We start from the raw sequence: 22516 nt of genomic DNA on the forward strand, positions 1-22516 counted from the left end.
ATAAAAGAACAATGTCAGAACTTGATTTTGCAAGTCTTGTTAGCCCTGTGTCAGTTGACCAAAAAACTGCACTACGTGTTACGGTGTTGGGTGGTGGGAGTTTTGGTACTGCGATGGCCAATACCGCAGTACGTAATGGCTGTGACACCATGATATGGATTCGTGATGAGGCGGTAGCTGCGGACATTAATGCAACACATATTAATAAACGTTACTTGCCAGATTTTCAATTAGAAGCAAGTTTGCTTGCTGTTTCAGATTTAGAAAAAGCAGTATGTAATCGTGACATTATTTTGGTGGCCATTCCGAGCCATTCTTTCCGTAGTGTTTTACAGCAGATCAAGCCTTTTATCACGTCGCAAGCAGTGGTGTCTTTAACCAAAGGTATTGAAGCCAATACCTTTAGCTTTATGAGCGATATTATTCGTGAAGAACTTCCTGAAGTCCCTTATGGTGTGCTTTCAGGGCCAAACTTGGCGAAGGAAATTGTTGCAGGACAACCAGCAGGAACAGTGATCGCAAGCCAATCTGAGCTGGTTCGTTATGCAGTTCAACAAGCGCTACACAGTGCGTTGTTCCGTGTATTTGCCAGTGATGATGTGCATGGCGTGGAATTGGGCGGTGCTCTGAAAAATATCTATGCAGTCGCGATGGGTCTAGCTGCGGCTTATGGTGTCGGTGAAAATACCAAGAGTATGATTTTGACACGTGCTTTGGCAGAAATGAGCCGCTTTGCAGTGAAATTGGGTGCAAACCCATTAACCTTCTTAGGGCTGTCTGGGGTAGGTGACTTATTTGCAACCTGTAGTAGTCCACTCAGCCGCAATTACCAAGTTGGCTTTGCACTCGGTAGTGGTAAAAGCTTAGAACAAGCCACCAAAGAACTAGGACAAACTGCGGAAGGGATTAATACCATTGTGCAAGTACGCGCACGCTCTGAAGAGCTCGGTGTATATATGCCAATTACCAGTGCATTGTATGAAGTGATTTTTGAAGGTGCGCCGGCCCTGAACATTGCATTGTCATTGATGAAAAATGGCCATCGTAGTGATGTTGAATTTGTCTTGCCACATCAGCAAGTTTAAGTTTGCTGATTAATATGCAATACACATAGCTTTGTCATACTGGCTGTATATAATGTGCGGAATAGAATAAGGAAATTTTATGCAACTGACATTGGTTAGGCATGGCGAAGCTGCTCCACCTGTAATGGGGAATGATGAAAAGCGTCCTTTAACAGCGCGTGGACAAACTCAAGCGGCAGAAACTGCAGCATATTTGAAAGATATAATTCAACCAGACGTTTTTGTGGTGAGTCCGCTACTGCGTGCGCAGCAAACACTTTCATCTTTGCAAAAACATTTTCCACATGTGCCTGTGGTTATTTGTAATGCCATCAAACCGGAAGATGATGCCAAAGTTGCAGTGGAATGGTTGTCACATTTACCCTATGAGTCTATTGTGGTGGTGTGCCATATGAACGTTGTGGCACATATGGCCAGTGTTTTGGTCTCAGAATATTTTAATCCCTATGCTTTGGCAGAAGCGCGCATTTATGAACAAGCGGTCATTGCTCCAGGGTTATCAACACAAATTAAAACGTTTATACCATCAACATAAAAACCAATTAAAACGGCAGAAAAATTAATGTTGTATTTATGGATGCCCGAAGCCAATGGGGTTTGGCAATGGTCAGAAGGGGATTTCTGGAAGCAGTCATCGACACTTGAACAATTGATTCAGGAAATTCAGCCGCATGCGGGAAAGGAAGCGGTTGTTTTCTTTCCAAGTCGTGATGTACAAATCATTCAGCAAATTTTTCCAAAAAACCAATATAAAAAACTTGGCCCAGACGGCGTAAAATATTTACTTGAGGAATATGTCATTTTGCCTTTGGATGCAATGAAAGTATTGCATCATTTTCAAAGTCCGGATGAATTAACGGTCATGGGGATTGCGCATAGTACAGTCGAAACGATGCAGCATGCTTTGACGCTAATTCCTGTAAAAGTCATTTCGTTATTACCTGACTTTTTGGTCTTGCCAAGCCCAGAAGCTGGGCAACATGTTTTGGCAAATGTCAGCGGTCATTTATTGGTCCGAAATGGTGAATATGTCGGGCAATCTGTTGATGATTTGGCTTTGTACTTAGATTATCAAATTGGTCAGCCGAACTATAAGATTTCAAATCTAAGTTCAGATCAGACGCATAGTCTTGAAGCCGCTGTAACGCATGATCACATTGAATCTTTTCATTATGAATTACCCAATATAAAAAAACCGAAACAACATCCACTGAATGTTTTGCCGAAAGCCAAAACCAATACGGGTGTAAGCGGTTATTGGAAAGCTTGTGCAGCTGTTTTGGTTGCGGCTCTAATTACTCAGTTTAGTTATGATGCAGTTCGCTGGTATCAATACAAAAAAGTGGCCAATATCACTGCGGCACAAGCGATTGATCAATTTAAATATTGGTTTGGTCAAAGCTATCCTGTGACCGAACAAACGCTGAAAAGCCAGTTCGAATCACAATTGCGTCAGAGTCAAACGGGCAATGCACAGGCTTTGTCTTTACTGAGCCGTGTCGGGCCAGTTTTAATGCAAAACCAAATTTCTGCAAATCGTGTGAGCTATGAAGCCTCGATGCTGAATATGGAGTTAAAAGCTAATTCGGCAGAAGTACTACAAACCCTAACTGATCAATTAAAACAACAAGGTTTTAAAGTCGAATTAGGGAATATTCAACCAAGTGCCAACGGCGCGATTGGATTGGTGAAAATACAATAATGATAAAAATGGAAAACCTACAGCAACGTATAGATGGGCAAATTGAGCGCATCACTGATTATTTAGACCAACTTTCTACTCGTGAACGAGTCATGGTGATCTTTACCACAATTTTTGTTGTAGTGGCAGCGATTGGTTCGGCACTGTTTTATATGAACAAAGCTGCAAATTTTCAACAAAAGCGCGTGAATGAACTTAAGGATACTGTTGTTTGGATGCAAAGTAATGCCGTCACGATGAAACCAGCAGGTGATACACAACTGAGCGCGTTGGAAAAAGTTCAGCGGGTATCGCAACAACAGGGTTTATCCGTGGCATCTCAACAAGTCGGTGAGCAAATACAGATTGCAGTGATGCATGAAAATTATGCAATTCTGGCCAATTTTTTGACTCAATTGGTTCAAATGGGCTTAAGTATTGAAAAGATGGAGTTAAGTTCTGAAGCGGGACAGATCAAATTAACAGCGAGTGTACAATAATCGGTAAAAATAAAGATCTGCTAAGCATGGTGTTTTATTTGTGCTGTGCCTATAATATGCCGACTTAAAAAGCAGTAGACTTTTATAGATATGTTGTATTCTCTAGCCCGCCCTTTGTTGTTTACTTTAGCACCAGAGCGTGCACATGAGCTGACATTATCGCTGTTGAAATCTTCTCACAAGATGGGAATGATGCGTCAAAACGTGGCGTCTAAACCAGTGACATGTATGGGAATCGAATTTCCTAATCCTGTTGGTTTAGCAGCCGGTCTTGATAAAAACGGTGCTTATATCGATGCGCTGGCGAGCCAGGGCTTCGGCTTTATTGAAATTGGTACAATTACACCACTTCCACAATCAGGTAACCCTGAACCTCGTTTATTTCGTTTACCGAAAGCAAAAGCTATTATTAACCGTATGGGTTTTAACAACGATGGCGTGGATCAGCTGATCGAAAATGTCAAAGCTGCAAAATTTAAGGGTGTACTTGGGATCAATATCGGTAAAAATGCAGTCACACCTGTTGAAAAAGCAGTTGACGATTATCTGATTTGTCTAGAAAAAGTTTATAACTACGCTTCTTATATTACGGTTAATATTTCATCTCCTAACACAAAAAATCTTCGCAGCTTACAAAGCGGTGATGCTTTGACTGAACTGTTAGAGACGCTCAAGAAACGTCAACTCGAGTTGGCGGATGAAAATCAACATTATGTACCCTTAGTACTTAAAGTTGCACCAGATCTAGAACCAGAAGACATTAATTTTATTGCCCAACAATTGTTAAAATTTAAAATTGATGGTCTGATTGTTACCAATACGACTTTGTCACGTGAAGGTGTTGAAGGCCTTCCATATGGTGATGAAGCAGGTGGTCTATCCGGTGCGCCAGTCTTTGAAAAAAGTACGGCATGTTTGGCGGCTTTTGCTAAAGTATTAAACGGTCAAATTCCATTGATCGGTGTAGGTGGTATTTTGTCGGGCGCGGATGCTGTTGCGAAACAAAAAGCAGGAGCTAGCCTTGTACAAGTGTATAGTGGCCTCATATATACAGGTCCGACACTTGTAAAAGACTGCGTAGACGCATTGTAAATATCATGAATACCATTGATATCTTTATACTGATTATTTTGCTCATTGGAGGGCTTAACGGTTTGCGTCAAGGATTTGTAAAAGCCTTTGCGAACTTCATTGGATGGATTCTTGCACTTGTCATTGCGGCAAAGTATGCAACCGTCCTTGCACCTTCGATGACATCTTTAAGTACAGATCCAGTGGTACAGAAGATTGCCGCGTTCGCATTTATTGTATTGTTGATTGTAGTCATGACTTGGGTCGCGACATGGTTATTGAACAGTATTTTGAAAACATTAAAGCTCGGTCCGTTAAATCGACTGGCAGGTGGTGTTTTTGGAAGCTTAAAAGGATTGTTGGTGGTGCTGATCACTATGCAGGGGCTAGGTCCTTGGGTAGAAAGTTCACCACATTGGAAACAATCTAAAATGGTTCAGTCATTATTGCCATATGCGCCTTGGGCAACCGAATTGTCCAAAGATGCTGCAAATCAAGCACTTCATCATATTCAGTCTGAAGATGCTCAGAAATCTTCAGACCTCCCATCTGAGTCGCAGAACAAGCACGGACGTTCTGGATCGGGTGAGTCAACAAATAATCCTTTTTATTAACCCTAGCTTGTCTGCGAGGTTGCTATGTGTGGAGTAGTTGGTATAGCTGGTAAATCACCTGTTAACCAAATGTTGTTTGATGCGTTAACGATGTTACAACATCGTGGACAGGATGCAGCCGGGATCGTAACTTGTCAGGATGGTCGTTTATTCCTGCGTAAAGATACGGGTATGGTGCGTGATGTGTTCCACACACGTCATATGCGTGCATTACAGGGTAATTATGGTATTGGCCATGTTCGTTACCCAACTGCTGGTTCTTCAAGCAGTGCTGAAGCTCAGCCATTCTATGTAAACTCACCTTATGGCATCACGCTTGCACATAATGGTAACTTAACCAATGCTGCTGAAATTCATGATGACTTGTTCACGACTGACTTACGTCACATGAACACCGATTCAGACTCAGAAGTATTGTTAAACGTATTTGCTCACGAATTGCAAAAACGCGCAAAACTTACACCAAGCGCTGAAGATGTATTCCACGTGGTTTCACGTGTGCATGAACGTTGCAAAGGTGGTTATGCGGTTGTTGCTATGATCACAGGTCAGGGCCTTGTGGGTTTCCGTGATCCAAATGGTATTCGTCCATTGATCTACGGTTCGCGTGAAACTGAAAATGGTATGGAATATATCATTGCGTCTGAATCTGTCGCAATTACAGCGCTCGGCTTTAAGGTTGAACGTGATATTGCACCGGGTGAAGCAATTTATATTACTGCTGATGGCGTGATGTCGACCAAGCAGTGCGCAGTAGCCCCTGAATATCGTCCTTGTATCTTTGAATACGTATATTTTGCGCGTCCAGATGCGACTATTGATGGTATTTCAGTTTACAAAGCACGTTTGAAAATGGGCGAAAAACTTGCTCAGAAAATTCTACGTGAATGGGGCGATGAGCACGATATCGATGTCGTGATCCCAATTCCTGATACTTCACGTACTTCTGCGCTCGAGCTTGCAAATACCTTAGGTGTGAAATTCCGTGAAGGCTTCATGAAGAACCGTTATATCGGTCGTACCTTCATTATGCCGGGTCAGCAACTTCGTAAGAAATCTGTGCGTCAAAAGCTAAACCCTGTAGAGCTAGAGTTCCAAGGCAAAAACGTACTATTGGTCGATGACTCGATTGTACGTGGTACGACTTGTAACGAAATCATTCAAATGGCGCGTGACGCGGGTGCGAAAAAAGTATTCTTTGCGTCTGCTGCACCGATGGTGAAATATCCAAACGTGTACGGTATCGATATGCCAGCCAAATCTGAACTGATTGCGTCTGAACGAAGTGTAGAAGAAATTCGTGAAATCATTGGTGCTGATCGCCTAATTTTCCAAGATTTGGAAGATTTGAAATCTGCAGTACGTACCAAGAAAGTCCCTGAGTTACAGGACTTTGATTGCTCGGTATTTGATGGTAAATATGTGGCAGGCGGTATTGATGCTGAATATTTAGCAGCATTAGAGCGTAAGCGTAATGACTCTGCAAAAAATGAAAAGCCAGCTTATATCGATGTGAACATTGATGCAGCTTCTGTGGATTTAACAGGTGTTCGCGAAGAATAATCTGCTGAAAACATACTGAAAAAGCGGGAATTTCCCGCTTTTTTCATTTATGATGAGCAAACAAAAGACAATGTAGCTTAAGGGTATTACATTGAGACGTGTGGGTTATGATTTTATAAAAAACAAAAATATGTTTTGGCCTGTCACCATGTGTATGGCGGCAGTGTTTTTGACCGTCGCAATTATTAATGTAATTGTCGGTTTAATTGTGGATTATTATGATTTCACTCAGTCTATCTATTGGCATGTCCTTAGCCCATTTTTAGTGGCGGCTGTGCTGCTGATTATGTTGGTTTCAGTTCTCTATGATTTTTACACCTTTCGCTTAGGTGGTTATTCACTTGCTAAACAGTTGGGTGCGCGTCGTCTGAGTCTGATAGAAAGTATTCCTGAAGAAAGTGTTGCACTGCGTATGACTGAGCAGCTGGCAGATACCTTTCTAATCGATACTCCTGCACTTTATGTCTTACCCGATGAAGTGGGTGTAAATGCACTCACCGCAGGTTTTAGCCCTCGAGATACATCGATCATTTTAACCTGGGGTGCATTACAAACCTTAGATGAGATGGAAATGTATGGTTTGCTGAGCCATGAATTTAATAAAATCTTGTCAGGGGAAGCTGCGGAAAATACCCGTTTGAAAATCTTATATAGCGGTTTGACGACCTTTAGTCAGTGGGGTAGTAAAATTGCAAAACGTGGTTTCTATAAAAATGGACAAGCACGGGACAATAAGTTTGAAACCCTCTTTGTAGCGATTGGCGCGGTCATTTGGTTGATCGGAAGCTTGGGTGTTTTGATTTCCCGCTTTATTAAATATATCTCTTTGGGTTCTCGAACCTATCGCAATGATCAGAAAACCAAACGTCTGATTCAAAATGATGCCAATATTCAAACCTTATTAAGGATTTATGTGCATCATTCAGGTTCGCAAATTCATAGTGAATATGCGGAATCGATTTCTCATATGTGTTTTGCAAACTCACTCAGTCCGCAAAACTGGATGAATATTCATCCGAGTATTGAACAGCGCATTTTTGAATTAAATCCAGCGCTCATTCATGATTTACAACTAGAAAATTTAAAAAAACTGCGAAACCAACCGCTATTTTATTTATTCCGTTCACTAGAAGAAGCTAATCCAGATGTTGCAACACCATGGAACTCGCCACAACCATTACCTTTACTGCGCTTGTCACCGATTAGTTTTGCGATACGAGATGCAATTAAACCGTTAAACCCCGAGATTCGTGAAAATTGGCAGCGGCCTGAATTGATCCAACGTGCCTTGCAAACAGCAACGGGTTCGCGTGAGGTGATGGTTGCTATTTTAATGATTCGTCAGTATCGAGAGTTTATTCCGACTGAAGCTGAAGTGAGTCGTGCGATTGTAGATGCATTATTGAATCTTGATGGTCGTGTGCATATCTCAATTTTTCATGAGGCATGTAAAAATATTGGTACCATGCCAGCAACAATTTCACGGCAGTTCTTAACCAAGCTGGCCAAAATTATTCAGGAAGATGGTGAAATTGGTTTGCTCGATGCATTACTACTTGAAACAGTCAAATATGAGTTAAATCTGTTGCCTGCACATACACCTACATCTTTAGAAGATGTAAAACCGAGTATTGTGCGTTTGATTGATGCCTTGTTGCATGTGCAACAAATTAACAGTGATAACCAACTCGAAGTACGTGAAAAAATCCTCAATCGAATCTTAACGAAAGAAGAACTAGAGTTTTATCGTGATATTTCTGATGAGCCAATAGACTTGGCTGAAATCCTAAATGATATTTCAGGATTGTTGCTGCGTGAGCGTTTAAGCATCCTTGGGGTTGCAGAAGTATGTCTATGGAATGATCGAATTATCACGCAAGATGAGTTGGATGTTTTGCAGTTGCTATATTGGCGTATTGGATTTGAATCAGCTGAGATAGTTGAACTAATGCAAAAGAAAAATAGTTTGATGATCGTATAATTATTTATAGCGGCTTGATTTATGAATAAATTGTTTAATTTTAAGTCAAAATTAGTCTGAGCAATTCTAAAGAATCTTTAAAGAAATAGTATGATCTAATTGATTTATAAAAGTTCAGCAAAACAGAGTGAATCCCGTTAGAATATCAAGCCTTGAATAGGTGAAAATGAAAGCATGATTGGGCATCAGCGAAGCATAATGGCGGCAATGGGAATTGATGTATGGATTCCTCAGGCGGCACCGTGTCAGCAATTTAGCTCAAATATCTGGCGAGATCAGGCGGCTCCTGAAATAGTCTCTGAAATTCTACTCAAAAATGAGCCTCAGCCAACGCCTGTTTCATCACAGACTGAGCTTAAAAACAACGTTGATGTTGTTGTAAATCAACCTGTAGAAGCACCTAAGGATGAACCAAAGGTTTTTGAACATGTTGAAGTTCGTCCGATTGTTCAAATCCCTTCGTTTAACTTAGAAGCCATCTGTTTAATGCACTGTGTCATTGTCATTGATGCCACCGAATTAACTGCAGAGCAGCAAGTTTTGTGGAGCAATATTCAGCGCGCAGTCAGTGCCGATTTCTTTGCTTTACAGTGGCCATTTGGTTGGGTGAATTTGCAAGATGGTCGTGGTGCAGCATCTTATGTGCAGGGCTTTATTGATGCGATGAGCTTGGATAAAAATGTTATTTGCTTAGGCGATATTCCGCATTTAGAGCATGCGAAGGTGTATCCATTGGCATCTTTACAGCAAATGATTGAACAGCCTTTATTGAAAAAACGCTTATGGCAATTTATGCAAAATAAGGCAGGACAAAATACTTAAATTACGTAAATGGAAAATTTATGCAAAAAAAAGTAGTGGTTTTTAGTCAAATAGATCAAGAAATAATTCAACGTTTAGAACAGCAATTTAAAGTTTTCCAAATTAGCCCTAAATTGGGTGATGTGAATCAGCAAATTCTTGAGCATTCAAAAGATGCTGACGCCATGATCGGTGCGGGACGTTTGTTGAATGCTTCGAATTTAGAGCATGCATCACAATTAAAAGTCATCTCAAGTGTAAGTGTCGGTTATGATAACTATGATCTTACATTTTTAAACCAAAAAAATATATGGTTGAGCCATACTCCGCATGTATTGACGGAAACTACAGCAGATTTAGCCTTTACCTTGCTGATGAGTGCAGCACGGAAAGTGCCTGTATTGGATCAATGGACCAAACAAGGGCAGTGGAAGCGTACAGTGGGCCCTGAGCAATTTGGCATGGATGTCTTTGCTAAAACCATCGGAATTATTGGCTTAGGACATATTGGAGCAGCGATTGGGCGTCGTGCTCGCTACGGCTTTAATATGAATGTGCTCTATCATAATCGCCGGGAAAAAATTGAATTGGCTGAATCTTTATCAGCGCAATATTGCGATTTGGATGATTTGTTGCAACGTGCTGACTTTGTGGTCGTTGCAGTGGATTTAAATGCAGAATCGAAAGCTTTAATTGGTGAGCGTGAGTTGGCCTTGATGCAATCACATGCGGTATTGGTCAATATTTCACGGGGTTCAGTGATTGATGAAGCCGCATTAATCGATGCATTAAGTCGTGGTCAAATATTTGCAGCAGGCTTAGATGTGTATGAGCAAGAGCCACTTCAAGAATCCCCTTTATTTACATTAGCCAATGTCGTGACATTGCCCCATGTGGGTTCAGCAACAGCGGCAACCCGTAAACGTATGGCAGAGTTGGCTTATCAAAATTTAGTGGATGTTTTGGTACATGAGCGCGCGCCGCGCTATGTGGTCAATCCAAAATTTGAATAAACAATCACAACAGTTTTCTCCATAATTCACCAAAATTCAATGCTATATTCGATGAAGTACGAATATGAAATTTAGAGAATAGACTTTGAAAAAGATTTTACTGGCATGTGGTCTCGGGCTTTGTTCGACATTGGCGCAGACGCAGTCCGTAGATTTTAGTTCATCCCCACAATTTTCTGTGCCTGAAATAGGTAGTGGCGTCGGCTTGTTGGATCAACAAAAAGAGCGTGCCATTGGCGAGAAGGTGTATCGTGAGGTGCATCGTCAACTTCCTGTGACTGAAAATCCGTGGATGGAAGATCGTCTTTTATCTGTCTTTACGCATATTTTGAGCCAAACTCAACTTAATCAACCGGTCGGTTTGTTATTAATTAATGATCCACAAATTAATGCTTTTGCTGTACCGGGTGGTTTATTTGCATTAAATGCGGGATTAATTAATTCAGCACGCAACATGGATGAAGTGGCAGGGGTGATGGCACATGAAATTGCACATGTATCACAACGTCATTACAGTCGTTCACAAGAAGCCTTTAAAGGGCAAGGTTTATTGTCACTAGCCGGTATTTTGGTCGGAGCCTTGGTGGCCTCACAGGCAGATGGTGATGTCGGTGCGGCTGTAATGATGGGCTCACAAGCCGCTTTAATGGATAAACAGCTAACCTATAGCCGAAACCAAGAACGTGAAGCAGACCGTATCGGGATGCAGTATATGTACCGTGCTGGATACAATCCGCAGAGTATGGCTGACTTCTTTGAAGTGATGCATCGCTCTACGAGTCGAGTGAGCTTTCTGCCTGATTTTTGGTTGACACATCCTTTAACCACGGAGCGTATGAGCGAAGCGCGCTTACGTGCCAATCAGTTGCCTCAAGTTAAAACTAGTTTGGTTGATCAAGATTTTGAAATTCTGCGCTGGTATAGTCGAGTATTGTCAGGTCAGGCGACTGAATTGCAATTAAATGCGATGGTGGCGCAAAAGAATTATGCAGCTGAGTTGGCTTTGGTGAGCTTGCATATTAAACAAGGTGACTTTAGTGCTGCTCAAAAGTTATTAAATGAAGCAGCAAAACAAAATGCTTCGCATGCACTTTTTACTATTTTGCAGACCGATGTGCTGTTGGGTCAAAACAAAGCGGCTGAAGCTGTGAACGCTGTGAAAAGTTCGGCAATCATCATGCCTGAAAATCGTGCATTAAATTATAAATATGCAGAGGCTTTGATTCGAAACAAAGAATATGCGCAAGCACAACTGATTCTTCAGCGATTTTTACAAGCAAATCCACGGGACTTGAGTGGTTGGCGACTGATGTTGCAAATGGCTGATGCAGATAAAGATGCAAGCTTCCGTTCAGTCAATGTACTGCGATATCGAGCTGAAGTAGAGTATTGGGGCGGGGATGAAGAACGCGCGATTAAATCTTTGCTACAGGCGCAACGTATCGCCAAAGACTCGAAAAGTCTTTCTGCGAAAATCAAGCAGCGTGTGGACGAAATGCAAAATGAACGGAAATTAAAAATATAAAGATTTCAAATGTGATGTACTTATCTATGTCGATTATAAAGTGCAAATTGTAGTTTTAGTGGTTTAGATTAATCAGTGTAAACTAGCTGGATGTAAAATGTTTATGATTAAGAACTTACAAATGAAAAATATGATTTTGGCGGCCTGTCTGTTGGGCTTAGCAACGAATATTGCAGCAGCGAACGCAGAACAATATGTGATCGCTGTGAATGATATTAACGAAAAATATAAAACCGATGTGCGACAATTTTTTAGTCAGTTAGACCCACAGCAACAGGGATTTAAAGCAGACCAGCAAGTGAAATACTGCGGTATTGTTCAGACTTATGTAAATGATCTTTATCGTGCTGCAGACGAAAATCGTGCATTTTTAGATCGTGAGTACCGTAATATGAATAAGCAGGATGTGATTCAGCAGGTGATCGCATCAAAAGAGATGCAATTATTAAAAAAATATAATGTGCAATGTGCCCTAAATTAAAAATAAATTTATAAGCATTTTAAATCATCACGAGAAACTGAATAAAAATGAAACTCGATGATTTTGGTATGAGTCATGGCAGAATCACGCTTCAGTTGATTCAGCGCCACGATGCAAAAGCACTTTATGAGGCGATTTGTCAAAGTATAGAAACCTTACGAATGTTTCCTGCAAGTTTGGCTTGGTCCTTACAAGAACCTAATTTAGATGCTTCATTGGCATTTTGTGATTCGAGAGTGTTGGCAGCGTTAAATCAGGAAAATTTTGTTTATGTGATTCGTGAGCAACAGTCGCATAACTTTTTAGGTGTCATGGATATTCATCAAATCAATTGGATGGAAAACCAAGCTGCCGTTGGATTTTGGGGAAATGTTGAATTTAAAGGGCAGGGCTTGATGACAGAAGCTTTGCAGTTATTTGTGGATCAATTATTGAATGATCTAGGATTTCAGCAATTAAACGCTTTTGTAGATGTAGAAAACAAGCAAGCACGACGTCTATGTGAACGAGCAAATTTTAAATTGATTGAAATCGAACAAGCTGCAATTCAAAATCCAGTAGATGGAAGTTGGCGAGATATTTGTAAGTATGAAATCGTTAGATAAGAAAGAAAATTATAAATGATGAATAAATTTGAATTTGGATAATTTGGCTATTTAAGTCATCAGCGTACTTAAATAGACCAAATCAAACAATATAGATGAAAGATTAAGAGAGTTTCGCTTTAATTTTAGCTGAAACTTGTGCAGGATCGGCACGTCCGGCTATGAGCGGACGTAGAGAGTTCATCACCTTACCCATATCTTTCATGCTAGTAGCTTCTTGCGCAGTAATTGTTTGCGCAATGATGGAATCAAGTTCTTCCTCAGTCATAGCTTCTGGTAGAAATTGAGATAACACCTCAATCTCGGCTTGTTCCTTACTAGCTAAATCATCTCGGTTTGCACCTAAAAAGGCTTTAACCGATTCTTTGCGTTGTTTGATTTGCTTTTCAATGACCGCAAGAACTTGCTTATCGTCAAGCTCTATGCGCTCATCGACTTCGATTTGCTTGATTGCTGCCTGTAGACTACGTATTACCGTTAACTTATCCATTTCTTTAGCACGCATTGTTGCTTTCAAAACTTCAGTTATTTGGTTTTTTAAAGTAGTCATTTATCTTGTCCAGGTTAGTCAATCAATCACAAATTAATCTTAGTAAAGGCGAGTAGTACGTACTGATTCGCGAGCCAATTTCTTTTGGTAGCGTTTAACAGCAGCAGCTTTTTTACGTTTACGTTCTTGAGTTGGTTTTTCGTAGAATTCACGTTTACGAACGTCAGCAAGAACACCTGCTTTTTCGCATGAACGTTTGAAACGACGGATAGCTACGTCTACTGGTTCGCCTTCTTTCAATTTAACTTGTGGCATGAAGAATCCTCATTAAGTTATGGATAAGATCTCGGGTCGAATTACCCTTGATCACAAGTGAAGGTCAGTATTTTACTCATTTACATCTCATATCACAAGTCTATAATAGGTTTCGCAATATTTTGAAATGGGCAAAAGGCAGTTTAATGATCGTTTTAGGCTTGGAAACTTCGTGTGATGAAACAGGACTCGCACTCTACGATAGTGAGCAAGGATTACGCGGACAAGTATTGTATAGCCAAATCAAACTGCATGCAGAATATGGTGGTGTGGTACCTGAATTAGCTTCACGTGATCATGTGCGCAAGTTAATTCCTCTAATAAAACAATTGCTTGAAGAAAGTCAGATAGATAAATCTGAAATTGATGCCATTGCATATACCCGCGGACCGGGCTTGATGGGTGCCTTAATGACTGGCGCATTGTTTGGTCGCACATTGGCATTTGCACTGAATAAACCTGCTATTGGCGTGCATCATATGGAAGGTCATATGTTGGCGCCTTTGTTGTCTAAAACTCCACCAGAATTTCCATTTGTGGCACTTTTAGTCTCTGGCGGACATACTCAATTGATGGCTGCTTATGGAATTGGTCAATATGAATTATTGGGTGAGTCGATTGATGATGCAGCAGGTGAGGCATTCGATAAAGTCGCTAAAATGATGGGTCTACCATACCCAGGTGGTCCAAATATTTCGAAATTGGCGATCAATGGCGACATCAATGCCTTTGAATTTCCACGTCCAATGCTACACCAAGGTTTAGATTTTTCATTTAGTGGTTTAAAAACTGCCGTTTCAGTTCAATTGAAAAAAGTTGAAGGCGAAGGTCGTGAGGCGGATATCGCTGCATCATTCCAAGAAGCGTTGGTTGACACATTGGTGAAAAAATCAGTGAAAGCATTAAAACAAACGGGTTTAAAACGTTTAGTTATTGCCGGCGGTGTAAGTGCAAACAAGCGTTTACGTGAGCGCTTAGAAGCTGACTTGGCAAAAATCCGTGCAAATGTGTTTTATGCAGAACCTGCACTGTGTACAGATAATGGCGCAATGATTGCATTTGCTGGTTATCAGCGTCTTAAAGCGGGTCAACGTGATGGTTTGTCTGTTACGACTACACCGCGTTGGCCGATGACGGAATTAGGTAATCCAAACGAAGCGTAAAAATCGTTTAAAAAGGAGGCTAAATTAGCCTCTTTTTTTTATTGTGTGTTTCAAAAAAGAGACTGTGGTTTTAGAACAATATTGTGGATATGATGGCTCAATAAATAATTAGAGCCATGTGAAATAATGACAAAAAATAATGAAGCTTTGGATCAATCAAAACCAAATCAAAGTCATATTGACCTAAAGAAATTTTATAAAGGTGTTTCTTTACCCTATGAAACTTTGGATATCCACAATATTCTAGATGGGGCAAAACAAGACCATTTTATTGAAATTCATTGTGGAGGTTTTGGGTCGGAAATTTCCCCACATCCCACTCAAAAATATCAATTTTATGCTCTTACGGATCGAGGTCCGAATACAACCTATGATGTGAATGGAGATAAAGGCAAGATATTCTTAGATCCAAGCTATACGCCAAAAATCAGACTTTTTGAATTGCAGCTCGATGGATCGATTAAAAAATTGAAAGAAATATTACTCAAAGATCCAACTGGGAGACCTATAACAGGTTTGCCAAATCAGCATTTCGGTGCAACAAAAGAAGTGGCTTATGATCAAAATGGTGTGGTTTTAGCAATTGGCACAGATGAATATGGCTTAGATTCTGAGGGTTTGGTTGCATTAAAAGATGGCACATTTTGGGTGAGTGATGAATATGGGCCTCATCTCGTTCATTTTAATAGCGAAGGCGTGGAAATAGACCGTATTAATGCATACAAACAAGATGAGCGTTGCAAGTCGGGTTATTTTCTTCCAAATGAATTTGCCAATCGTAAGCAAAATCGAGGGATGGAAGGTCTGACGATTACACCAGATCAAAAAAAATTGGTCGGCATCATGCAGTCGACGATGAGTAATCCAGATTCATCAGTCACAACGTCGGACTTGGTTCGTATTGTGGTGGTCAATTTAGACGATGGCTCAACTGAACAATATCTATATCGGCAAGAACTTAAGTCAAACTCAAATACAGCCATTGTCGCGCTGAGTGAAACATGCTTTTTAGTGGCTGAACGTGATGATGATTTTTATAAAGATAATCCAAACGCTTTTAAACGAATCTATAAAATTTATATCGATGCGGCGACAAACCTAGAAAAAGTTCAACTAAGTGATCATTTTCAGCAAAATGAATCTTTAGGATTGCTCATTGATGGGCAAACACCTGAACAATATGTGCTTAATGAGGGGTGGGAGGCGCTAAAAAAATTAAATATTTTGCCTGTGGCAAAGAGCTTAGTTGTCGATTTAGTCGAAACTTTACATTATCCACACGATAAAGTTGAAGGCTTGTGGGTGATTGATGAACAGCATTTGGCAATTATAAATGATGATGATTATGGTTTTACAGAAACGGATGGGATCTTGGAGCAAAAATACCTTGATGCGGAGAAAAGTGTGATTGATTGCAATACCTTATATGTGATTGGTCAACTCAAATTAGCGCCATAAGTGGTGTGTTCTTAATGATTTTCAAGAAATTGGTTCAATCAAGAGTTTATTAGCATTTAAAAGCAGCCAACGAGGATGTGGCTGCTTTTAGCTGAAATTGTCTGACTGGCTTTGCAGAACTTATATTTTCAGATCATAAAAATATTGTAGACGTTATTTTTCCAAAGCCTTTAGATTTTCAGACCCAATCCAATGCTTTGAAAACTGATAAGCAGCACGGCCTGAACGCTGCCCACGAGACTGACACCATCTTAAGGCTTCAGCACGAACTTCGCTGGTCATGGCTAAATCAGCCTTGGCAAGATAGTGTTCCACAATTTCGAGATATAAATTTTGATCCATTGGGTAAAACGACAGCCACATCCCAAAGCGGTCAGAAAGAGATATTTTTTCTTCGATCGCTTCTTGTGGATGGAGCTCAGTATATTGAGGCACATCTACCTTGGTTACAGGTGTGTTTTCATGCATGAATTCTGGCAATAAATGACGACGGTTACTGGTAGCATAAATAATAAAATTACTTGAACCTGATTGTAATGAACCATCCAAAACACTTTTTAAACTGCGATAGTTTTCATCTTCAGCATTGAATGCCAAATCATCACAATATACGATAAATTTTTCAGGGCGATTTTTAATTAAATTTTGGATTTCTGGTAAATCAGATAGATCATCACGCTCAATTTCAATTAAACGTAAACCTTGGTCTGCATAATGGGTGAGCAGAGCACGGACGATGGATGATTTACCTGTACCACGAGAGCCAGTGAGTAAAACATCATTGGCAGGTAAGCCTTTTAAAAACTGTAAAGTGTTTTGAATCACTTTTTCTTTTTGACGCTCAATTCCTTTTAAATCTTCTAAATACATGACTTTGGGCTGTTGAATAGCTTTAAGCTGTTTATCTTGCCATTTAAACGCGATACTCGAAAAATCAGGTGCTTGCTTCAGCTCAGGTAAACTGTGCTGTAGTTGTAAGAGTACAGTAGATAGCGATTGAAGGATGTTGTCAGGTAAATCAATTGTAGCCATGATAAGTCAGCTTGTCGTGTCTTGTTGTTGGTTAGTATATGACAGCAGTGTACATCAATAATGAAGTTATAATCGCTGAAATATGTCAAAGTTAAATGATTGTTCAGGCAGATATGCGCTATTCGAACAACCAAAAAGTTGTTATAAATCTAGCCGAGTGAACAGTTTAAAATGTGCTGAGGGATAGTCATGTTGTTTACAGAGTTTTCAAAAAGTATTAATCCACATCAGGCATATCGGATAAAAAAATTAAAGCGTCAGCTCGACCGTGCTGAATGTTATGAAGAATGGAAAGATATCGCACTTAAAATAGATGAAGAATCGGGTGCGCAAGAATGGAAATTCGATAATAGTTCACCGTATTTTGATGCAGAAATTATCACTCATCGTTTAGGGTTACTGAGACGATATCGAGCTCAGGAACGTACTCGAGATTTGATGTACATTTTAAGTGAAGGTTTAACTTATGATGTGGGCAATATTGCCCATCCCTTGCTGTTTACAGAAGCCTACGTCGGCACCAAAAAAATTATTGAAGACTATGTTGATGAGGTGAGTCAAAGTTTGGCCTTTATTGCATCCGAAGAATGCGTTTGTCTCAATGCTGCACAAAAAATTGAATTCTTTGAACAAAGCCAAAAAGCCTATGGACAACCTGTATTGATGTTTTCCGGCGGTTCAACTTTAGGCTTGTTTCATACCGGTGTGTGTAAAGCGCTGATGGAACAAGACCTCATGCCAAAAGTTTTGTCAGGTTCCAGTGCTGGCGCCATTATGACCGGGATGTTGGGTGTATCTAAACCGTCAGAATTTACCAATTTATTAAATGGACAAAACTTCTTTAGTGAGGCATTTCACTTTCGTAAATTGACTGAATTAGTGCAGGGTAATGGCGGTTTGGCAGATGTAAAATATCTGAAAAAGTTTTTGGTTGAAAACTTAGGTGACTTAACTTTTGCCGAAGCATATAAGCAATCAGGTCTGCATATCAATGTGGCAGTTGCGCCTTATGATGCATCACAAGATGCACGAATTATGAATGCCTATACATCACCAGATTTGTTGGTATGGAGTGCGGTGTTGGCATCATGTGCAGTGCCTATTCTATTTCCACCGGTACGACTGACCAGTAAGCGTTATGACGGGCAATTTACGCCATATATGTCGGCAACGCGTTGGGTGGATGGCAGTGTGCGCAGTGATTTCCCACAGGAGAAAATGGCGCGTTTGTATAATATTAATTACAGTATCGCTAGTCAGGTCAATCCGCATATTGTGCCGTTTATGCAGGATGATGCTTCACGCTTTCGTAAAAGCATGTTGAGTTGGCCTGAGCGGATCGTTCGTCGTCAAGGTAAGGTGATTAGTAAAGGGGTGATGGATTTTGCCCGTGAGCGAGCAGGAAGTATTCCACCGGTAAGACGGTTGCTTGATCATGGTTATGGCGTGGTGGATCAGCGTTACTATGGTGATGTCAATATTGTGGGGAAATATGGCTTAAGACACTATAGTTATATGTTGCAAAATCCTCGACCTTATCTGTTTAAAGTATTGCAGCGTGAAGGTGAAAGAGCCACTTGGCCGAAGATTTCATTAATCGAAACGCAAGCTCGCATCGGTAAGACCATTCAGCATTGTTTGGAATTATTAAATTATCAAAATGCACCCAATCAACGCCATGCAGAATTTATTGCGGTTTAAATCCACAGATTTAACGCAAATCATTTATGAGCCAAAAACCAAATCCAAAAGTTTGGTTTTTGGCCGTCGTCTATATCAATTTCAATTCAACCAACAACGTCATTGGCTCAAGGCGCAAGTCAGTGACAGCAGCCCTGAACATGTAGCTAGTTTTGGTCGAGAAATTGAGCTGTACCAGCTATTCAATCAAGCGTCTACACAAAACAGTATGACGCTACCTTTTCAAGTGATAAAAGAGACGCATCTCAGTATTCAGCAAGAGCCTATTGATCGCCTATTAATACTGCCCAATGCTGAGCCTTGGTTCTTACAGCCTGCATCGAGTTTGAGCATCGAACAGGTGAGGCAGGTGCTATGGCAAGCTCTCGATGTGGTTGAACGATTAAGCTTGCACGGTTGGATACATGCAGATTTAAAACAAGAGCATTTTGTGAATTGGCAAGGGCAGTGCAGACTCATCGACTTTGAGCAAGCGCTACCATTAGATTTTGATCAGCAAAATGCCTTAACTGCGACACCACGTTATATGGCTCCAGAACTTTTCCATGGACAAGCAAAATCTTTGCACAGTGATATCTATGCGCTGGGGATTATTTTCTTGGAATGGCTGACATCACAGCGTTTAGAGGCGAAAAACTATCAAGATTGGGCCTATTTACATTGCCAACGCTTAAAGCTTGATCTGCCGATACAATATCAAGGGTTTAGTCAGCTATTGCAACACATGTTGATGAAGCAAAAAAATGACAGATTGGTGGATTTTTATCGCTTAAAAAGCGACTTAGTTGCTGAATTTGCTTAAGAAAAATACAAAAAAAGCACTATTGTTTTTTATTTAAACAAACAAGATGCTTTTTTATAAAAAAGGCTTGTCATGTAAGGGTGATCTCTATAATATACACAGCCATCGGGGACGTGGCGAAATTGGTAGACGCACTGGATTTAGGTTCCAGCGCCGCGAGGTGTGAGAGTTCGAGTCTCTCCGTCCCCACCACTGAATTATTAAACATGAGTTTGGTAATGAAGGTCACAGAGGATTGGTGTAATGGTAGCATGACGGTCTCCAAAACCGTTCGTCAAGGTTCGAATCCTTGATCCTCTGCCAAGTTTTAAAAAGTCTGACATTGTCAGCAACCCTGTTGGGGACGTGGCGAAATTGGTAGACGCACTGGATTTAGGTTCCAGCGCCGCGAGGTGTGAGAGTTCGAGTCTCTCCGTCCCCACCACTTAATTTATTAAGTTGCCAAATAAACAGGTTTTTAAAACAAATTAAAGTCTGACATTGTCAGCACCCGAGTTGGGGACGTGGCGAAATTGGTAGACGCACTGGATTTAGGTTCCAGCGCCGCGAGGTGTGAGAGTTCGAGTCTCTCCGTCCCCACCATTAGATTAAGCAAGGTTTTATACCTTGCTTTTTTGTTTTTGAAATTCGAAAAAATCAGTGTCTCAAACGTGGTTTTTTTGAAAACATAATCTAATGAAATAAATCTTATTAAAGATGATGAACCAAGAGATACAGCAAGATGTCTAATCTTGCTTTTTATTGTCTGAAATTTCACTCCTTAAAAATGTGTCAGCAAAGACAAGGTCAAAAAAAAGCCCGCACATACGGGCAAATTTTGAAATGCGGATTCGAATCAATCGAATTAAATCATTTATTTCAAATTGTTCGAATAAATTATAGAGCAGATTATGCCTTTAAATGATCTTCAAACTCTTCACCGAGCTGCATGGCCAAAGCATTACCAGACAAGTCTACAGTCACTAGACCATATTCTTTTTTAAAACTGAATGTAAATCCACGATTATCTGCCAGTGTGCGAACAGAATATCCTAACTTTTCTAACCAAAGACGGAAGGCAACTAAATTTTTTGCTTTAACCACTTTTTTCACGAGCGAACTCCTTATCAATCATTAAAATATTAAATAGGGGTGTCAAAATATTTTTTAAAGGGGAAATGGAAAACTTTTATTTAAAATATGAAATTTTGATGGATAAATAAACAGATTATCGGCTTGTAAACTGTATAAATTCATTTAACTCGCTGTTTTATAACAACCTAAACTTAATGTAAGTAAATATAACGTATTTTAAAAATTTGGGTTTTAACTGCTGGCTTAAAATCTATCCTATGCCTATAGAGAAGCTGTGTGCAAAATAAGCGATGACTTAACTTAGAAAGTATAGTGGATTAGGTGTGCAGTATTGATTGCAAATAAAGACTTGTTCACAGCCAAATTAACTGGATAGGTGAGCATGCAAAGCTATTTCACATCAAGATTTGTCGAAATGCTTTTATACTATGTCCCATCGATATAAATAGATTGAACGCATGCAAAACATTGAGCACGCTGTAAAAGCAAGAATTGAACAGATGCAACAAGCGGGACAGACGCCTGTTGCGGTGATGCTTGGACATGAAGATTGGTTGGTCTTTTCGGAGCAATCCAAAGTGGCATATACGCCTTTTGGCAGTGCACGACGTTATCAGCCGGCATTAGGTGGTTTATTGATGGTGCGTATCGATGAAATGCAAGCCGTTCGAGTTGTGACTCAAGCCGAATTGGATGATTTTGCTGCAACCAATCAAATTTTATAAATATAAAATGATAAATCGACCCGAAACATTCATCACAAATAAAACAGTTTATTTGTGATGAAATCTAAAATGCTTATACCTCGTAATCCAATTAAAAATTGTCTTTGAGTTCTCTTAAGCGCTGAAACGCTTCAACACTTTCTGCGCGTAAAAACGGATTGGTTTCTAGTTCTAATTCAATGCTGCTTGGTAAAGTACATTGTCCAAGCATGCGTAGGGATTCAACCTCATCAAAACGCTGTTGTATGGCAAGGTTGTCAGGTTCAACATGCCGCGCAAACTGTGCATTTGACAGGGTGTATTCGTGAGTACAATACACTTGAGTTTCAGCAGGGAATGCGGCTATACGGTTCAAGGAATCGTACATTTGTTGAAAGGTGCCTTCAAATACACGTCCACAGCCCATAGCAAATAATACATCGCCACAGAAAAGCGTATGAATATCATCGATAAAATATACGATATGACCGAGGGTGTGGCCGGGCGTTGCTGTTATTTCAACTTCAAGCCCATGAAATTCAAAACGGTCATTATGATCGAGAGGATAATTCACCCATGGAATACGGCTTAATTCTGCACGGGGACCGTAAACGGCAATGTTTTTATCCTGGATAAGTTCCGGTACGCCACCGACGTGATCTTTATGCCAATGCGTTAACCAAATTTGTACGAGATTGAGTTGATGTTCCTGACAATAGCGCTCGACTAAGGCAGCTTCAGTAGGATCTACCGCAATGACATCATGGCTTTCGGTGTGTTCAAGCAGCCAAATATAATTTTGCAGTGAATTTTTGACATCCAATGTATGTATTTTAAACGCCATATCCATTCATTCA

23 protein-coding genes and 4 tRNA genes are annotated in these 22516 nt (G+C 40.3%); 22 read left to right on the forward strand and 5 right to left on the reverse strand.

Annotated features, from left to right (window positions below):
• Positions 1-11 precede the first annotated feature (11 nt).
• The 13 genes from FTU12_RS12985 (at position 12) to FTU12_RS13045 (ending at position 12920) form a co-directional block, all read left to right on the forward strand.
• A complete protein-coding gene (locus FTU12_RS12985; protein WP_180023883.1) occupies positions 12-1085 on the forward strand; it encodes an NAD(P)H-dependent glycerol-3-phosphate dehydrogenase in 1074 nt (357 codons plus the stop codon).
• A 79-nt stretch (positions 1086-1164) separates the two neighbouring features.
• Positions 1165-1620, forward strand: a complete 456-nt coding sequence (locus FTU12_RS12990; RefSeq protein ID WP_078193626.1) for a histidine phosphatase family protein — start codon at positions 1165-1167, stop codon at positions 1618-1620.
• A gap of 27 nt (positions 1621-1647) precedes the next feature.
• Positions 1648-2787, forward strand: coding sequence for a type II secretion system protein GspL (gspL, locus tag FTU12_RS12995; protein WP_180026854.1), 1140 nt, complete (start codon positions 1648-1650; stop codon positions 2785-2787).
• Entirely contained in the window at positions 2787-3266 is a 480-nt protein-coding gene (gene gspM, locus FTU12_RS13000; protein WP_180041322.1) for a type II secretion system protein GspM, read from the forward strand. Before gspL ends, gspM begins: the two co-directional genes overlap by 1 nt.
• Before the next feature lie 90 nt (positions 3267-3356).
• On the forward strand, positions 3357-4358 hold the full coding sequence (locus FTU12_RS13005; protein ID WP_180003012.1) for a quinone-dependent dihydroorotate dehydrogenase: 1002 nt from the start codon (positions 3357-3359) through the stop codon (positions 4356-4358).
• A 5-nt stretch (positions 4359-4363) separates the two neighbouring features.
• Positions 4364-4951 carry a CvpA family protein gene (locus FTU12_RS13010; RefSeq protein ID WP_078188866.1) on the forward strand — a complete coding sequence of 196 codons (588 nt, stop codon included), beginning with the start codon at positions 4364-4366 and terminating at the stop codon, positions 4949-4951.
• A 24-nt stretch (positions 4952-4975) separates the two neighbouring features.
• Positions 4976-6514, forward strand: a complete 1539-nt coding sequence (gene purF / locus FTU12_RS13015) for an amidophosphoribosyltransferase (protein ID WP_078188865.1) — start codon at positions 4976-4978, stop codon at positions 6512-6514.
• A 91-nt stretch (positions 6515-6605) separates the two neighbouring features.
• Complete coding sequence (locus tag FTU12_RS13020; RefSeq protein WP_180065454.1) at positions 6606-8495, forward strand: M48 family metalloprotease; 1890 nt, start codon at positions 6606-6608, stop codon at positions 8493-8495.
• Positions 8496-8669: 174 nt separating this feature from the next.
• Positions 8670-9317: a hypothetical protein gene (locus FTU12_RS13025; RefSeq protein ID WP_180007307.1), complete on the forward strand. Its 648-nt coding sequence runs from the start codon at positions 8670-8672 to the stop codon at positions 9315-9317.
• A gap of 20 nt (positions 9318-9337) precedes the next feature.
• Complete coding sequence (locus tag FTU12_RS13030) at positions 9338-10309, forward strand: D-glycerate dehydrogenase (RefSeq protein WP_180010335.1); 972 nt, start codon at positions 9338-9340, stop codon at positions 10307-10309.
• An 85-nt stretch (positions 10310-10394) separates the two neighbouring features.
• Positions 10395-11834, forward strand: a complete 1440-nt coding sequence (locus FTU12_RS13035) for a M48 family metalloprotease (RefSeq protein WP_180026850.1) — start codon at positions 10395-10397, stop codon at positions 11832-11834.
• A 121-nt stretch (positions 11835-11955) separates the two neighbouring features.
• Positions 11956-12315 (forward strand): hypothetical protein, encoded by a 360-nt coding sequence (locus FTU12_RS13040; protein ID WP_180065458.1) that lies wholly within the window; start codon positions 11956-11958, stop codon positions 12313-12315.
• Between the two features lie 47 nt (positions 12316-12362).
• Positions 12363-12920, forward strand: a complete 558-nt coding sequence (locus tag FTU12_RS13045; protein ID WP_180041330.1) for a GNAT family N-acetyltransferase — start codon at positions 12363-12365, stop codon at positions 12918-12920.
• 103 nt (positions 12921-13023) lie between these two features.
• Here FTU12_RS13045 and FTU12_RS13050 read toward each other — a convergent pair whose 3' ends face one another.
• Positions 13024-13470: a GatB/YqeY domain-containing protein gene (locus FTU12_RS13050; RefSeq protein WP_078188856.1), complete on the reverse strand. Its 447-nt coding sequence runs from the start codon at positions 13468-13470 to the stop codon at positions 13024-13026.
• A gap of 39 nt (positions 13471-13509) precedes the next feature.
• Entirely contained in the window at positions 13510-13725 is a 216-nt protein-coding gene (gene rpsU / locus FTU12_RS13055; RefSeq protein WP_001136722.1) for a 30S ribosomal protein S21, read from the reverse strand.
• A gap of 146 nt (positions 13726-13871) precedes the next feature.
• Here rpsU and tsaD point away from each other — a divergent pair, with 146 nt between their 5' ends.
• On the forward strand, positions 13872-14888 hold the full coding sequence (tsaD, locus tag FTU12_RS13060) for a tRNA (adenosine(37)-N6)-threonylcarbamoyltransferase complex transferase subunit TsaD (RefSeq protein WP_180114570.1): 1017 nt from the start codon (positions 13872-13874) through the stop codon (positions 14886-14888).
• Positions 14889-15014: 126 nt separating this feature from the next.
• Positions 15015-16346 carry an esterase-like activity of phytase family protein gene (locus tag FTU12_RS13065; protein WP_180114543.1) on the forward strand — a complete coding sequence of 444 codons (1332 nt, stop codon included), beginning with the start codon at positions 15015-15017 and terminating at the stop codon, positions 16344-16346.
• A gap of 153 nt (positions 16347-16499) precedes the next feature.
• Here FTU12_RS13065 and FTU12_RS13070 read toward each other — a convergent pair whose 3' ends face one another.
• Positions 16500-17378 (reverse strand): ATP-binding protein, encoded by an 879-nt coding sequence (locus FTU12_RS13070; protein WP_180041332.1) that lies wholly within the window; start codon positions 17376-17378, stop codon positions 16500-16502.
• Between the two features lie 189 nt (positions 17379-17567).
• Here FTU12_RS13070 and FTU12_RS13075 point away from each other — a divergent pair, with 189 nt between their 5' ends.
• From FTU12_RS13075 to FTU12_RS13100, 6 genes are all read left to right on the forward strand, one after another.
• Positions 17568-19079 carry a DUF3336 domain-containing protein gene (locus FTU12_RS13075; RefSeq protein ID WP_180114544.1) on the forward strand — a complete coding sequence of 504 codons (1512 nt, stop codon included), beginning with the start codon at positions 17568-17570 and terminating at the stop codon, positions 19077-19079.
• Positions 19057-19881 carry a protein kinase gene (locus tag FTU12_RS13080; RefSeq protein WP_180114545.1) on the forward strand — a complete coding sequence of 275 codons (825 nt, stop codon included), beginning with the start codon at positions 19057-19059 and terminating at the stop codon, positions 19879-19881. Before FTU12_RS13075 ends, FTU12_RS13080 begins: the two co-directional genes overlap by 23 nt.
• 107 nt (positions 19882-19988) lie before the next feature.
• A tRNA-Leu gene (locus tag FTU12_RS13085) sits at positions 19989-20073 on the forward strand.
• Between the two features lie 37 nt (positions 20074-20110).
• Positions 20111-20184, forward strand: a tRNA-Trp gene (locus tag FTU12_RS13090).
• A gap of 36 nt (positions 20185-20220) precedes the next feature.
• Positions 20221-20305 (forward strand) — tRNA-Leu (locus FTU12_RS13095).
• Between the two features lie 73 nt (positions 20306-20378).
• Positions 20379-20463 (forward strand) — tRNA-Leu (locus tag FTU12_RS13100).
• A gap of 306 nt (positions 20464-20769) precedes the next feature.
• Here FTU12_RS13100 and FTU12_RS13105 read toward each other — a convergent pair.
• The gene (locus FTU12_RS13105; RefSeq protein ID WP_078188846.1) at positions 20770-20973 is read right to left on the reverse strand and encodes a hypothetical protein; all 204 of its coding nucleotides are present in this window, start codon (positions 20971-20973) and stop codon (positions 20770-20772) included.
• Positions 20974-21413: 440 nt separating this feature from the next.
• Here FTU12_RS13105 and FTU12_RS13110 point away from each other — a divergent pair, with 440 nt between their 5' ends.
• Complete coding sequence (locus FTU12_RS13110) at positions 21414-21680, forward strand: hypothetical protein (RefSeq protein ID WP_257227319.1); 267 nt, start codon at positions 21414-21416, stop codon at positions 21678-21680.
• A gap of 91 nt (positions 21681-21771) precedes the next feature.
• Here FTU12_RS13110 and gloB read toward each other — a convergent pair whose 3' ends face one another.
• Entirely contained in the window at positions 21772-22503 is a 732-nt protein-coding gene (gene gloB / locus FTU12_RS13115) for a hydroxyacylglutathione hydrolase (protein WP_180022446.1), read from the reverse strand.
• Positions 22504-22516: the final 13 nt, after the last annotated feature.

Source organism: Acinetobacter sp. YH12063, assembly GCF_013419715.1.
In the GTDB taxonomy this organism is placed as follows: domain Bacteria; phylum Pseudomonadota; class Gammaproteobacteria; order Pseudomonadales; family Moraxellaceae; genus Acinetobacter; species Acinetobacter amyesii.